This is a genomic window from Mycobacterium sp. PO1 (assembly GCF_017312405.1).
Classification (GTDB): Bacteria; Actinomycetota; Actinomycetes; order Mycobacteriales; family Mycobacteriaceae; genus Mycobacterium.
Genome location: NZ_BLTG01000065.1, coordinates 42,650 through 55,902, shown reverse-complemented (window position 1 = coordinate 55,902; position 13,253 = coordinate 42,650). Strand labels below are relative to the sequence as shown.

Below are 13,253 nucleotides of genomic sequence, written 5' to 3'. Positions count from 1 at the left end.
TCCAACCCCAACCACCACCAACCAACTAGTTCGCTGATCGCGATGAGTTCGTCGGTGGGACCGGGTCGGTATGTCATGCATCAGCCCACCTTCACCACCGTCCACTGCAGCATCTCTCTCGATGGCTTCATCGCCGGGCCGAACCAGAGCTACGACGCTCCAGGCGGGATCGGCGGATTCGACCTTCATCGCTGGCACTCCGACCGCGAACAGGGCGGCCGGGTGGTCGACAAGGCCTGGGCGGACTCGTTGCTCCGTCCGCGGGGCGCATACCTGATGGGACGCAACATGTTTTCGCCGGTGCGCGGGGCCTGGTCATCCTGGGAGGACATGCACGGCGAGTGGCGCGGTTGGTGGGGCGACGAGCCCCCGTACCACGCCCCGGTCGTCGTACTGACACATCACGACCATCCGCCCGTCACGATGAACGGCGACACCACTTTTCACTTCGTCACAACCGGTTTCGATGCCGGGTTGGCGCGGGCGCGAGAGCTCGGCGACGGCGACGTGCACGTCGCGGGCGGCGCCGCCACGATCCGGCAGGCACTGGCCGCCGGCGTCGTCGACTCGCTCGCCCTCGACATCGCACCAGTTCTGTTGGGCACCGGCGAGAGGATCTTCGACGGCACGGCCCAGCCCCGGCTGAGCATTGTCGAGGTCGCGCACTCGCCGTACGCGACACACGTGCGATACGACATCGGCTGAGGCCGACAGACAAGCCGTGTCTGTGGTCGCCCCCGCCGGACTGCCGTCAGAGTGACGGTGCACATGTGTCGGACTGCACGCCGTAGCTGTCGACTTCGCGCACCGGTTGGCCTTCCGGTTCCGGCCCCCGTCGTGAATGATGGAAAGATGCGGGGCCCGAGGCAGATGTCGACTGGATGCAGTTGCGTGGCCTTCGCGGTGGTGTTGACGCTCTCCGGTTGTAGCGCAAACGATTCCCGTACGATCCCGGCGGCGACGTCCTCTCCGTCCGCAACCGATCTGGGTGCTCCAGCGGGAATGCGATCGGTGGGGCCGCCGGAGTTCGAGCGCGCCATCGCCGGTGGCGAACGCGTCATGATCAACGTCCATGTGCCCTACGAGGGTGAGATCGCCGGAACGGACCTGTCGATCCCGTTCGACCGGATCGAGGCGGAGAGCGGGCGTTTACCCTCCGACCGTTCGGTCCCTCTGGCGATCTATTGCCGCAGCGACCGAATGAGCGCCGTTGCCGCCCAGTCGCTCTCCCGTCTGGGGTACGACGACATCGTGGAACTCGACGGCGGCATGCAAGCCTGGGAGCAGAGCGGGCGAGCGCTGATCTGGCGCTGACCGCCGGTCGTCGACGAGGGGCAGGTGACGAAGCCATCTCGTTCCGGTGGAGATGTGGTGTCCCGCTGGGGTCATGCGGGGTCGCGCTGTCATCATCGGACGCGTGGTGAGCGGACCAGCGAGGAGGACCGACACGGCCCTCGCGGCCCGGTTGGCCGCACTCGCCTCGTTCGGTGCGGCTGTCATCCACTTTGCGGTGGTGCCGGCGCATTGGCAGGAGTGGATGGTCGCTGGGCAGTTCTTCGCACTCCTGGCGCTGTTCCAACTCGTGTGGGCACGCGCGGTGCTGGCCCGACCGACGAATCTCGTTCTTGCCGGCGGAGTCCTGCTCAACCTGGGAGCCATTGCGCTGTGGGTGGTGTCCAGAACCGTGGGAGCGCCGTTCGGTCCGCACGCCGGAGAGCCTGAGCTCGTGCAGGCTGCCGACCTGTGCGCGCTGCTGCTCCAGCTGTATGTGGTGATGGGAGCGGGGTGGCTGTGCCACCGCGGCCTACGGGGCAAGCCGATTTCGTGGTTGGCCAACGGTGTCGTCCTCCTCGGTGCCACCAGCATCGTCGCGCTCGCCTCCACTGTCGGCGTCGCTTCCGGGCTCCAGCACGGCCATCACTCCCCGTCCGGGACGGGCACCGGTCATCACGGGCCCGGCGTCGATCACGCCGATGAGCATCGAGCTCACCCGCCGGAGGCGAACTCTCCCGCGCCCCTCGACGAATCGGTCGGCACGCCGGCGCAGACCGCACCTGCGCCGCGGGTCGCCCCGTCAGCTGTGCCGTTACACGACTCACATGACCACGAGCACGGCTGACAGCTGATCTCCCGCCGGGATGACAGCGTGCCCGCCGAACGTCGTCGGGATCCCCGCCGGGACAGCCGTCAGCGCCCCATCGAGGCGCGACTGGTGTGACGGTGCTCATGTGTCGGGAACAAATGCGGTGCGCAACCCGTTGACCCGAGCGATAGTTGAGTGAACCAGACTCAAGTCAGGCTTGACACCACGGTGTGACAAGAGCAGGCTTGAGCGCGGCGCACTCAGTTCCACCAAACGTTCTATTCAGGAGGCAGTAACTATGGCTCGTGCGGTCGGTATCGACCTCGGGACCACCAACTCCGTCGTCGCAGTGCTCGAGGGTGGCGACCCCGTCGTCGTCGCGAACTCCGAGGGCTCCCGGACCACCCCGTCGATCGTCGCGTTCGCGCGTAACGGCGAGGTGCTGGTCGGCCAGCCCGCCAAGAACCAGGCCGTCACCAACGTCGACCGCACCATCAGGTCGGTCAAGCGTCACATGGGCTCGGACTGGAACGTCGAGATCGACGACAAGAAATACACGCCGCAGGAGATCAGCGCGCGTGTGCTCATGAAGCTGAAGCGTGACGCGGAGAGCTACCTCGGTGAGGACATCACCGACGCGGTCATCACGGTGCCCGCCTACTTCAACGACTCGCAGCGTCAGGCCACGAAGGAAGCCGGCCAGATCGCCGGCATGAACGTGCTCCGCATCGTCAACGAGCCGACCGCCGCGGCGCTGGCCTACGGGCTGGACAAGGGCGAGAAGGAACAGACCATCCTGGTCTTCGACCTCGGTGGCGGCACGTTCGACGTGTCTCTGCTCGAGATCGGCGAGGGGGTCGTCGAGGTGCGTGCCACCTCCGGTGACAACCACCTCGGTGGCGACGACTGGGACGACCGGATCGTCGAATGGCTGGTCGACAAGTTCAAGGCCAGCAGCGGTATCGACCTGACCAAGGACAAGATGGCGATGCAGCGTCTGCGCGAGGCGGCCGAGAAGGCCAAGATCGAGCTGAGCTCCAGCCAGTCCACGTCGATCAACCTGCCCTACATCACCGTCGACTCCGAGAAGAACCCGCTGTTCCTCGACGAGCAGCTGACCCGCGCGGAGTTCCAGCGCATCACCCAGGATCTGCTGGACCGCACCCGTCAGCCGTTCCAGTCGGTGATCAAGGACGCCGGCATCTCGGTCGGCGAGATCGACCACGTCGTGCTGGTGGGTGGTTCCACCCGTATGCCCGCGGTGTCCGAGCTGGTCAAGGAAATGACCGGCGGCAAGGAGCCCAACAAGGGCGTCAACCCGGACGAGGTCGTCGCCGTCGGCGCCGCGCTGCAGGCCGGTGTGCTCAAGGGTGAGGTGAAAGACGTTCTGCTGCTGGACGTCACGCCGCTGTCGCTCGGTATCGAAACCAAGGGTGGCGTGATGACCAAGCTCATCGAACGCAACACCACGATCCCGACCAAGCGCTCGGAGACGTTCACCACCGCCGACGACAACCAGCCGTCGGTGCAGATCCAGGTGTTCCAGGGCGAACGCGAGATCGCCGCGCACAACAAGCTGCTCGGCAGCTTCGAGCTGACCGGCATCCCGCCGGCCCCGCGCGGTGTGCCGCAGATCGAGGTCACCTTCGACATCGACGCCAACGGCATCGTGCACGTGACCGCCAAGGACAAGGGCACCGGCAAGGAAAACACCATCCGCATCCAGGAGGGCTCCGGCCTGTCCAAGGAAGAGATCGACCGGATGGTCAAGGACGCCGAGGCCCACGCCGAGGAGGACCGCAAGCGCCGCGAGGAGGCCGACGTCCGCAACCAGGCCGAGTCGCTGGTCTACCAGACGGAGAAGTTCGTCAAGGAGCAGCGCGAGGCCGAAGGTGGCTCGAAGGTCCCCGAGGACACCCTGACCAAGGTCGACGCCGCGATCAGCGACGCCAAGTCGGCGCTGGAGGGCACCGACATCGGTGCCATCAAGACCGCGATGGAGAAGCTGGGTGAGGAGAGCCAGGCCCTGGGCCAGGCGATCTATGAGGCCACTCAGGCCGAGCAGGCCTCTGCCGGTGGCCAGGAAGGCGCTGCAGGCGGCGCCGGCGGCTCTGCCGACGACGTCGTCGACGCCGAGGTGGTGGAGGACGATAGCGCGGACGGTGGCGAGCGCAAGTGAGCGACAAGGATCGAGAAGAGCCGATCACCGTCACCGACAAGCGCCGCATCGATCCCGACACCGGACAGGTTCGTGAGAGCCCGAACTCGGCCGGCCCGGCCCCCAGTGGGTCGGGGCCGGACGAGTTCGCCGGGGAGACGCCCGAGGAGGCCGGCAAAGCCGCCGAACTGCTCGCGGATCTGCAGCGGGTCCAGGCCGACTTCGCCAACTACCGCAAGCGGGCCCTGCGCGATCAGCAGGTGACCGCCGACCGGGCCAAGGCGACGGTCATCGGCCAGCTGCTTCCGGTACTCGACGATCTCGACCGGGCGCGCAGCCACGGCGACCTGGAATCCGGGCCGCTGCGGGCGGTCGCCGACAAACTCGTCAGCGCGCTGGAAGGCCTCGGCCTCACGGCGTTCGGCGACGAGGGTGACGAGTTCGACCCGGGGTTGCACGAAGCGGTGCAACACGAGGGCGACGGGACACATCCAGTGGTCGGCACCGTGATGCGCAAGGGCTACAAGGTCGGCGAGCAGGTCGTCCGTCACGCGATGGTCGGTGTCGTCGACACCGTGCCCGAGGCGAATGGTTCCGGCGACACCGGCGCTGATGCCGGCTCCGAAGCCGGCGAGCCCTCAGAATCGTAAGAAGTGACCGCGAACAAGAATCATTAGGTAAGGAGGTGACGCGGTATGGCCCAACGAGAGTGGGTTGAGAAGGACTTCTACAAGGAGCTCGGCGTCGCCTCCGACGCCAGCCAGGACGAGATCAAGCGGGCTGCCCGCAAGATCCTCGCCGAGAACCACCCCGACCGGAACCCGGGCAACTCCGTGGCCGAAGAGCGGTACAAGGCCGCCTCCGAAGCCAAGGAGGTGCTCACCGATCCGGCCAAGCGCAAGGAATACGACGAAACCCGCCGGCTGTTCGCAGGCGGCGGGTTCGGTCGTGGCCGGTTCAGCGGTGGCAGTGGTGGCTTCGGTGGATTCGCCGGAGGCGACGGTCAGGAGTTCAACCTCAACGATCTGTTCGACGCCGCCGGGCAGACCGGCGGCGCCAACATCGGCGACCTCTTCGGCGGACTCTTCGGTCGCGGCGGGGCGCAACCGCGCCCGTCGCGGCCCCGGCGGGGCAACGACCTCGAGACCGAGACCGAGTTGTCCTTCCTCGAGGCCACCAAGGGGGTGGCGATGCCGTTGCGGCTCACCAGCCCCGCCCCGTGCACCAACTGTCACGGCAGCGGTGCACGGCCGGGCACCAGTCCCAAGGTGTGTCCGACCTGCAACGGCGCCGGAGTCGTCAACCGCAACCAGGGTGCTTTCGGGTTCTCTGAACCCTGTACCGAATGCCGCGGCAGCGGGTCGATCATCGAGCATCCGTGCGACGAATGCCGTGGCACGGGTGTGACCACCCGTACCCGCACCATCAACGTGCGGATCCCGCCGGGCGTCGAGGACGGTCAGCGCATTCGGCTGGCCGGTCAGGGCGAGGCCGGGCTGCGCGGTGCACCGTCGGGCGACCTGTACGTCACCGTGCACGTCCGGCCGGACAAGGTGTTCGGCCGCAACGGCGACGATCTCACCGTCACGGTCCCGGTCAGCTTTCACGAGCTGGCGTTGGGCACCACGCTGTCGGTGCCCACGCTGGAGGGCAAGGTGGGTGTGCGGGTGCCGAAGGGCACCTCGGACGGACGAATCCTGCGGGTACGGGGGCGCGGTGTGCCCAAACGCTCCGGCGGTAACGGCGATCTGCTGGTCACCGTCAAGGTCGCGGTGCCGCCGAACCTCGAGGGCGAGGCCGCCGAAGCGCTGGAGGCCTACGCGAAGGCCGAACGCGCGAGCGGGTTCGACCCGCGGGCGGGATGGGCTGGATCCCGATGAGCGCTTGCGCGAAGAGGCGAGAATACCGATGAGCGCCAGTCGGAAGGATCCGGCCGAACAGGCTCGAACCTTCCTGATCTCGGTGGCGGCCGAGCTGGCCGGTATGCATGCGCAGACGTTGCGCACGTACGACCGGCTCGGCCTGGTCACTCCTCAGCGGACCTCCGGTGGGGGGCGCCGCTATTCGCAGCGTGACGTCGACCTGTTGCGCGAAGTCCAGCGGCTCTCGCAGGACGAGGGTGTCAATCTGGCCGGGATCAAGCGGATCATCGAGCTGACCAACCATGTCGAGGCCCTGCAGGCCCGGGTCCGTGAGTTGACCGAGGAGGTCGAACGGCTGCGCTCGCAGCCGCGGCCCAAGAGCACCGCGCTGGTCGTGTGGCAGCCCCGCAATCAGCGCTAGCCGTCAGCCGGGCCATGCGTGAACTCGGCCTCGCGGGCGTTTTCGCAGTGGTGCCCGACGGCTTCACAGCCGAGATGGTTCGGTAGCCGGCTCAATCTGCAAGGCGGTGTTGCAGGCAGCGCATGGGCTGGACGCCGCACTCGCCTTTCATTGCAGGCCACTCGTAGGCTCGGATGCGTGTCCTCCATCTGGCCCGTCCTGCACTACGACGATACGAGGGGAGCGCTGCGGTTCCTCGTTGACGTCTTCGGCTTCCATGAGATTCTCGCCGTCGCCGACGAGGACGGTGACATCGTGCATGCCGAGGTGGGCTGGCCGGGTGGCGGCTGCATGGTCTTCGGCTCGACCAAACATACCGACAGCGTTCACGGAGCCATGAAGCCAGGAGGCAGTGCCGTGTACGTCATCTCGGGCGACGTGGACGCCGTCTACGAGCGAGTGGTTCACGCCGGCAACGCCACCGTCGTCCAGGCGCCGAACAACACTCAGTTCGGTTCGGGCGTTCAAACCTACGCATTCACCGCAGCCGATCCTGAGGGCAACCTCTGGACGTTCGGCACGTACCAAGGGACGACCCAACGGTTGTAGGGGATCACTTCGTGCGACGGCCGGCTGACCGAGAGGTGCGTCGCTCCGCCGACGTGGGGGACTGGCCCGCGCAATCAGCGCTGGCCGTCAGCCGACCACGATCCGGAACTGGGCGGTGACCGACTCACCCGGCTGGACCTCGCGGTAGCCGCCGCGCCGCAACGCATCGGTGGGGGCCGCCATCGGCTCGAAGCACACCACCTCGTCGGTGGCGGGGGCGAAGACCTGCGCGGCGGTGTAACCGGCGTCGAAGTGGACCTCGATGCGGCGGTCCCCGCCCGAGACGGCGAACACCGAGCCGTCGGCGACCTCGTCGAAGCCGTCGTCGATGACCTTGTCTCCCAACGTCTCCGAGGTGGCCGGATGGGCTATCGCGGCCCCGGTCGGGATGCCCCACGGATTGACCGGCCGGTGCCGCATCGTCGGGGTCTCGATCTGCCACTGCGCCCGCGGCACACCGGGGAGTGTGAGATAGGGATGGAAGCCGAAGCACATCGGGACCCGCGCCCCCGTCGTCGCCGTGACAGTGGTCTGCACGGTCAGCGTGCGCTGCATCAATGTCACGTCGAGCGTCAGCAGATGCGGAAACGGGAACGAGGCCAGCAGACCCGGGCGCGCGGCGAAGTCCAGTTCGGCGGTCAGCTGAGATTCCAGCTCGGTCGTGACGCGCCAGCCCGGGTAGGCGGCCAGCGTGCCGTGGATCGGGACACCGTGCTCGTCGGTGCGCACCCCGCCGGTGCCCGGGGTCAGGGTCACGACGGCGCCGTCGACGCCGTAGCCGTTGCTGCTGAGCCGGTTCGCCCACGGGTAGAGGATCGGGATGCCCATGGTCTTGTGGTTCGAGACGTAGGCCTGCAGGCCCCGACGTTGACCCAGCAGTTCCGCGCCGGCGTCGGACAACGACGTGGCGATCATGCCGGCTTCGGGGACATAGGTGGCGGTCAGCGCCGATGACGGGTCGCGCAGGGTGACGGTTTCGAACTCGGCCATGACCCTCGATCCTGCCACGCCGGGATCAGCTGGCCAGCGGGTCGTGCTGAATTCGTTCCGCCGGTGCGCCTTTGGCGATGAGCGCCTGCTTGGTCGCCGTCACCATCGCCGGCCCGCCGCAGAGCAGGATCTGACGGTCACTCCAACTGCCGTAGCGGGTCACCACCTCCGGTAACAGGCCGGTCTGGCGCACGTGCAGTCCGCGTGGCGGGGTGGGGTCGGGGTAGTCGGCGGCCCACGGCGGGTCGAACGTCAGCTCGGACACCGGGGTCACCGACAGCCACGGGTTGGTCGCGGCGACCTCCCACAACGTCGGGAGATCGTAGAGGTCGGCGGGATATTTCGCGCCGAAGAACAGGTGCACGCGCGGATTCTCGCTGAACCGGGCCAGGTCCATGATCAGCGCCCGCAGCGGCGCCAGCCCGGTGCTGCCGGCCACCATGAGCACGTCGCCGGCGTCGCGGTCGATGTGCAGCGCGCCGTGTGGGTTCGACACCCGCCAGCGGTCGCCGGGCCGGGCCTCACCCAGGATCGCGGTGGAGACCATGCCGCCGGGCACCGAGCGGACGTGGAACTCGACGTAGCCGTTCGCGTCGGCCGGAATCGAGGGGCTCAGGTAGCGCCACCGGCGCGGCCACTGCGGTATCTGCACCGGCACGTACTGGCCGGGCAGATAGGACAGGGCATGGTCCATCTTCAGCCGGATCACCGACACGTCGCGGGTCGGGCGCAGATGCTCGAGCACGGTGCCGTCGCAGAACGGGGGGCTGGTTTCGGCATCGGCCGCTCCGCTCATGACTCCCACGACGAGGGTCACGACGTCGTTGACCGCCTCGGACATCCGCCGGTCCCAGTGCTCGGCCAGATGGGTGCGCAGCGCGCCGAGCAGGGCAGTCTTGAGCGTTTCGTAATGGGCCTGGGTGACGCCGTACTTGCGGTGGTCGCGGCCGAGCTGGGCGAGAAAGGCCACGGGCTCCTCGGCCCGCTGGGCGATGAGCTCGTCACACAGCCATGTCAGGGCCTCGGCGAAGACGTAGCGCTGCTTCTCCATGTCCGGCGGGAACAGGTCGCGCGCGGACAGGTCGGTGGCGAACCAGCGGGTGTAGAAATCGCGGATCAGCATCTCGGACTCCGGGCCCGGGCAGACGGCGGCGCGCAGAATGCGCATCGTCTCCCGGTCTTCGAGTCCCACGCCGCACGATCCTAAGTCACCGGGCCGCGAGCTTCCTGTGACGCAACGCAGCAGCCGATAACAGTGCGGTACCGGTCAGGGCCCAGCACACCAGCACGGCGACCGCACCTGACGACCCGGCTCCGTCGAAGAAGGCCGCCGACCGCAGCACCGTGGCGGTCGCCCCCTGGGGCAGCAGCTGGCCCAGCGCGCCCCAGCCCGCAGGCAGCATCTCCGGGGCGCTGGTCAGGCCGGACAGCGGATTGCCGACCAGGACCGCGAGCAAGGCGCCGACGCCGAGCCCGGCCTTGCCGAACAGCGCACCCAGCCCGAGCAGCAGCAACAGCGCAGCCCCCACACCCAGTGTCAGCCCGCCGGCCACGCCCCAGAAGTTCGTCGTCGTCGACCCGAGCACGTAGCGCAGCAGCGCCGCGATCGTGACCCCCGACAGCGCCGCCGAGGCCAGTGCCGCCCCGAACTGCAGGCCGGGCGCCCGCGGGAAGGCGAGTACCAGCGCGATGGCCGGCAGCAGCCCGGCCAGCGTCAAGGGCAGTGCCGAGGCCGCCAGGCCGGCGCCGCGGGGATCGTCCGGGGTGGGCGGGGCGAGGTCCTCGATCGTCACCGGCATGCCGGTGTGCATCCCGAGTTGGTGCCCCATCTGGGTCAGCAGCCCGGCCACGGCGGGGCTGGCGCCGGTGGCGATCAGCAGCGTGGCCGGCTCGCCAGGCGCCGCGGGCAGCGTGATGCCGCCGTAGACCTCCCGGTCCTCGATGGCCCGGGTGAGCGCGGCCCTACTGGGATAGAACGTCACGGCGAAGGCGTCCCGACCGCTGCGCTCGAGCATGTCGACGGTCTGTGCGGAGGCCGCCTGCGGACCTGCCGCGCCGATCGGGACCTCGCGGGGGGCCGAGTGCACCGCGGGGAGCGCGAAGGCCATCGCGACGACGGCCAGCGCCGCGGTGATCGCGAGGACGAGACCGGCGGCCCGGGCGGCCGGAGGTGGTTGGTGACCCTCGCCTGCCGGAGGGGTGGGACGAGCGTTCGTCTGTTGGGTGCCAGTCATGTCGACCCGCCTTTTCACTGGGCGATGAATTAATGCCAGTGACGTTAGACGTCCGTCGACATAATTTCAACGCTCATTGAAATGGTAGCCTGCGTCGATGGCCTCACCAGGGAGAACGCCGCGGCGCCGGGGGCGTCGGGAGGGTGAGCCGGTGTCCCGGGACGTGGTGCTGGCCGCGGCGAAGTCCCGGTTCGCTGCAGACGGCTACGAGAAGACGACGCTGCGTGCGGTGGCCACGGACGCGCGCGTCGACCCGGCGATGGTGCTGTATCTGTTCGGTTCCAAGCAGGAACTGTTCCGGGAATCGCTGCGCCTGATCATCGACCCCGCTGTGCTGGTGGCTGCTCTACAGGGACCGGAAGCCGACGGCGACCCGGACGTCGGAGCCCGGATGGTGCGCACCTACCTCGGGGTGTGGGAAGCACCCGAGACCGGGGATTCCATGCGGGCGATGCTCGCCTCGGCGACGTCGAACACCGACGCGCGCGAGGCGTTTCGCTCCTTCATGCAGAGCTACGTCTTGGCTGCCGTGTCCGAGGTGCTCGGCGGTGGCAGCGAAGCCCGTCTGCGCGCCTCGCTGGCAGGCAGCAGCCTGGTCGGAGTCGCGATGCTGCGCTATCTGATGAGCGTGCCTCCGTTGTCGGAGCTGCCGGCCGACGACGTGGTGCGGCTGGTGGCCCCTGCTGTCACGCGGTATCTGACCGCGGACGCCGACGAACTCGGGCTGCCCACCTAGAGGGCGTGGATCCCCTTGTAGGCCACCAGCAGTCCGATCACGACGAGGATCACCGCGACCAGCGTGGCGTGCTGACGCTCCATCCAGTCCTTCAGCCGCTCCAACGTGGGGTCCAGGCGATCTCCCGACACCGCGTAGGCCAGGATGGGCAGGGCGACGGTGGAGCCGGCGAACATCACGTACCAGATCTCGGCGACGAATGCCCCCGCTGGGCGCAGACCGGAGGTGCCGATGGCCAAACCGGCTGCGGCGCAGATGAACAGCACCTTGAGGTTCAGCACGGTGAGGACGACGGCGGTCACGCCGGCCTTCGCGGGCGTCAGCGTGCTCATCCGCGACATCCATCCCGGCATGTGCTCGGATTTGTGGCGGGTCGCCCAGCGGTAGACGCCGAAGACGATCAACGCGACGCCGATCACGATCCGCAGCCAGGAAGCCCAGCTCGGTGGCTTGTGGTCGAGCCCGCCCAGCAGATTGGACACCGCCACGAACAGTGCGGTGAGTGCGGCGAGGCCAACCAGCCATCCGATCATGAACGCCAGCCCGGTGGGCTTGGGCCGCGGGGTGTGCAACACCAACACGGCCGGGATGATCGTCAGCGGCGACAGTGCGACCACCAGAGCCAACGGGATGAGTTCGGTCAGGACTGAACGCCAAATCTCCGACACGTGAGAGAACCTAGCAAGGCGTGCACCCCGCTGCTCGGAATCGTGCGACCCGGCGGTCGGCACTATCGTCGCTGAGATGGCTGAGGTGCATCTCGGGCACGTGTTCCACATCGCCGGACAGCCCGTCGTCGCCGATGCGTCTGCCGCGCTCGTGTCGATACCCGACGGCGCGCTCGTCGTCGCCGACGGTCGGATCGCCTATTGCGGAGACCGCGACGCGGTGCCCGCCGAGTTCGCCTCGGCGCGGATCCGCGACCATCGTCCCGGGTTCCTGCTGCCTGGATTCGTCGACACGCACATCCATTTCCCGCAGACCTACGCCGGTGACTCCTACGGCGGCGGACAGCTGCTGGAGTGGCTCGAGGGATGCATCTTCCCGGCCGAGGCCCGGTTGTCCGACCCGGATTTCGCCCGGCGGATCGCGACCGAGTTCTGCGATCGGCGGATCGCTGCGGGCACCACCGCGGCGATGGTGTTCGGTTCGGCCTTCCCGCACGCGCAGGACGCGCTGTTCTCCGAAACCCGGCGCCGGGGTCTGCGCATCGTCAGCGGGCGGGGCATCCAGACCGTGGGGCCGGCCTCCGCCGGCGCCCTGATCACCTCCGAAGCCGATGCGCTGCGGCTGACCCGCCAGGAGATCGACACGTGGCACGCCGCCGACACGAATGACGTCGCCACCGCGCGGCTGCACGTCGCGATCGTTCCCCGGTTCTCCCTGTCGGTCACCGCCGAGACCCTGAAAGGCCTTGGGGAACTGTATGACTCGGTACGTGATCGCGGTGTGTACGTGCACACCCACCTCAACGAGAACAACCGGCCCGGCACCGGTGAGATCGACACCGTCAAGCGACTGTTCGGCGTCGAGAGCTATCTCGACACCTACGACGGCAAGTTCCTGCCCGGGTCGTCGGTCGGCGGTTCGAGCCTGCTGGGTCGTCGCACGATCCTGGCCCATTGCGTGCACTGCTCTGATGCCGAGCTGGCGCGGATGGCCGAGACGGGCACGTCGATCGCGCACTGCCCGGTGTCGCAGTTGTTCCTCGGGTCGGGCACCATGCCGTGGCGGCGCACCGTCGCCTCCGGTGTGAACATCGCGGCCGGAACGGATTTCGGCGGCGGCGACGAGTGGCTGATCCCGCGCGTGCTCGCCGACGCATTCAAGGTGCACATCAGCGAGCCCGGTTGTGACAGCGTCTCCATGCACCCCGCCGAGATGCTGTTCCTCGGCACACTTGCCGGCGCCCGCGCCCTGGACATGGAGGACCGTTTCGGCAACTTCGACGTCGGCAAGGAGGCCGACGTCGTGGTCGTCGACCCGGGCCGGACCCCGGCGTTGGCGAGTGCTGTCGACTACGGCGTTCGCTCGTCCGACCCGGCGATGGCGGCCCAGCAGACCCTGTTCGCGCTGTTGATGGGGTTGCGCGAGCCGGCCATCAGCGAGGTCTACGTCCAGGGCCGGCGCCTCGACAACGGCCCGCGATGACTTCTGGCCGACGTGCGGGTCGGTACTGGG

The 13,253-nt window shown here is 68.3% G+C and carries 14 protein-coding genes; 10 read left to right on the top strand and 4 right to left on the bottom strand.

Features of this window, described 5'->3' with window-relative positions; translation table 11 throughout:
* Nucleotides 1-42: 42 nt before the first annotated feature.
* The 8 genes from J3476_RS20085 to J3476_RS20050 all read left to right on the top strand — a co-directional run bounded on the left by J3476_RS20085 (nucleotide 43) and on the right by J3476_RS20050 (nucleotide 7,112).
* A complete protein-coding gene (locus J3476_RS20085; protein ID WP_307726969.1) occupies nucleotides 43-705 on the top strand; it encodes a dihydrofolate reductase family protein in 663 nt (220 codons plus the stop codon).
* Nucleotides 706-891: 186 nt separating this feature from the next.
* Nucleotides 892-1,314 carry a rhodanese-like domain-containing protein gene (locus tag J3476_RS20080; protein ID WP_286183394.1) on the top strand — a complete coding sequence of 141 codons (423 nt, stop codon included), beginning with the start codon at nucleotides 892-894 and terminating at the stop codon, nucleotides 1,312-1,314.
* Between the two features lie 73 nt (nucleotides 1,315-1,387).
* Nucleotides 1,388-2,119, top strand: coding sequence for a hypothetical protein (locus J3476_RS20075; protein WP_207068125.1), 732 nt, complete (start codon nucleotides 1,388-1,390; stop codon nucleotides 2,117-2,119).
* 262 nt (nucleotides 2,120-2,381) lie between these two features.
* Nucleotides 2,382-4,262: a molecular chaperone DnaK gene (gene dnaK, locus J3476_RS20070; RefSeq protein WP_207068124.1), complete on the top strand. Its 1,881-nt coding sequence runs from the start codon at nucleotides 2,382-2,384 to the stop codon at nucleotides 4,260-4,262.
* Nucleotides 4,259-4,891: a nucleotide exchange factor GrpE gene (gene grpE, locus J3476_RS20065; RefSeq protein ID WP_207068123.1), complete on the top strand. Its 633-nt coding sequence runs from the start codon at nucleotides 4,259-4,261 to the stop codon at nucleotides 4,889-4,891. The genes dnaK and grpE overlap by 4 nt, the downstream gene beginning before the upstream one ends.
* 45 nt (nucleotides 4,892-4,936) lie before the next feature.
* The gene (gene dnaJ, locus J3476_RS20060; protein ID WP_207068122.1) at nucleotides 4,937-6,121 is read left to right on the top strand and encodes a molecular chaperone DnaJ; all 1,185 of its coding nucleotides are present in this window, start codon (nucleotides 4,937-4,939) and stop codon (nucleotides 6,119-6,121) included.
* A 28-nt stretch (nucleotides 6,122-6,149) separates the two neighbouring features.
* Nucleotides 6,150-6,524: a heat shock protein transcriptional repressor HspR gene (locus J3476_RS20055; protein ID WP_207068121.1), complete on the top strand. Its 375-nt coding sequence runs from the start codon at nucleotides 6,150-6,152 to the stop codon at nucleotides 6,522-6,524.
* A 177-nt stretch (nucleotides 6,525-6,701) separates the two neighbouring features.
* Entirely contained in the window at nucleotides 6,702-7,112 is a 411-nt protein-coding gene (locus J3476_RS20050) for a VOC family protein (RefSeq protein WP_207068120.1), read from the top strand.
* A gap of 87 nt (nucleotides 7,113-7,199) precedes the next feature.
* On the opposite strand, the gene J3476_RS20045 is transcribed toward J3476_RS20050, so the two are convergent.
* Genes J3476_RS20045 through J3476_RS20035 form a run of 3 tightly spaced genes read right to left on the bottom strand, consistent with a single transcriptional unit; the run spans nucleotide 7,200 to nucleotide 10,336 of the window.
* Nucleotides 7,200-8,102, bottom strand: a complete 903-nt coding sequence (locus tag J3476_RS20045) for an aldose 1-epimerase (RefSeq protein WP_207068119.1) — start codon at nucleotides 8,100-8,102, stop codon at nucleotides 7,200-7,202.
* Between the two features lie 25 nt (nucleotides 8,103-8,127).
* Complete coding sequence (locus tag J3476_RS20040) at nucleotides 8,128-9,294, bottom strand: FAD-binding oxidoreductase (protein WP_207068118.1); 1,167 nt, start codon at nucleotides 9,292-9,294, stop codon at nucleotides 8,128-8,130.
* A 16-nt stretch (nucleotides 9,295-9,310) separates the two neighbouring features.
* Nucleotides 9,311-10,336, bottom strand: coding sequence for an ABC transporter permease (locus J3476_RS20035; RefSeq protein ID WP_207068117.1), 1,026 nt, complete (start codon nucleotides 10,334-10,336; stop codon nucleotides 9,311-9,313).
* A gap of 97 nt (nucleotides 10,337-10,433) precedes the next feature.
* Here J3476_RS20035 and J3476_RS20030 point away from each other — a divergent pair, with 97 nt between their 5' ends.
* Nucleotides 10,434-11,072, top strand: coding sequence for a TetR family transcriptional regulator (locus J3476_RS20030; protein WP_207068116.1), 639 nt, complete (start codon nucleotides 10,434-10,436; stop codon nucleotides 11,070-11,072).
* Here J3476_RS20030 and J3476_RS20025 read toward each other — a convergent pair.
* Nucleotides 11,069-11,740, bottom strand: a complete 672-nt coding sequence (locus J3476_RS20025; RefSeq protein WP_207068115.1) for a GAP family protein — start codon at nucleotides 11,738-11,740, stop codon at nucleotides 11,069-11,071. The genes J3476_RS20030 and J3476_RS20025 overlap by 4 nt on opposite strands.
* 76 nt (nucleotides 11,741-11,816) lie before the next feature.
* Between J3476_RS20025 and J3476_RS20020 the strand changes: the two genes are divergently transcribed.
* Complete coding sequence (locus tag J3476_RS20020; RefSeq protein WP_207068114.1) at nucleotides 11,817-13,223, top strand: guanine deaminase; 1,407 nt, start codon at nucleotides 11,817-11,819, stop codon at nucleotides 13,221-13,223.
* Nucleotides 13,224-13,253 lie beyond the last annotated feature (30 nt).

Bases quoted from the DNA above. Each gene is read 5' to 3' on its own strand.
- J3476_RS20085 (WP_307726969.1), top strand. From the start codon at position 43: ATGAGTTCGTCGGTGGGACCGGGTCGGTATGTCATGCATCAGCCCACC.
- J3476_RS20035 (WP_207068117.1), bottom strand. From the start codon at position 10,336: ATGACTGGCACCCAACAGACGAACGCTCGTCCCACCCCTCCGGCAGGC.
- dnaJ (WP_207068122.1), top strand. From the start codon at position 4,937: ATGGCCCAACGAGAGTGGGTTGAGAAGGACTTCTACAAGGAGCTCGGC.
- J3476_RS20045 (WP_207068119.1), bottom strand. From the start codon at position 8,102: ATGGCCGAGTTCGAAACCGTCACCCTGCGCGACCCGTCATCGGCGCTG.
- J3476_RS20055 (WP_207068121.1), top strand. From the start codon at position 6,150: ATGAGCGCCAGTCGGAAGGATCCGGCCGAACAGGCTCGAACCTTCCTG.
- J3476_RS20075 (WP_207068125.1), top strand. From the start codon at position 1,388: ATGCGGGGTCGCGCTGTCATCATCGGACGCGTGGTGAGCGGACCAGCG.
- dnaK (WP_207068124.1), top strand. From the start codon at position 2,382: ATGGCTCGTGCGGTCGGTATCGACCTCGGGACCACCAACTCCGTCGTC.
- J3476_RS20020 (WP_207068114.1), top strand. From the start codon at position 11,817: ATGGCTGAGGTGCATCTCGGGCACGTGTTCCACATCGCCGGACAGCCC.
- J3476_RS20030 (WP_207068116.1), top strand. From the start codon at position 10,434: ATGGCCTCACCAGGGAGAACGCCGCGGCGCCGGGGGCGTCGGGAGGGT.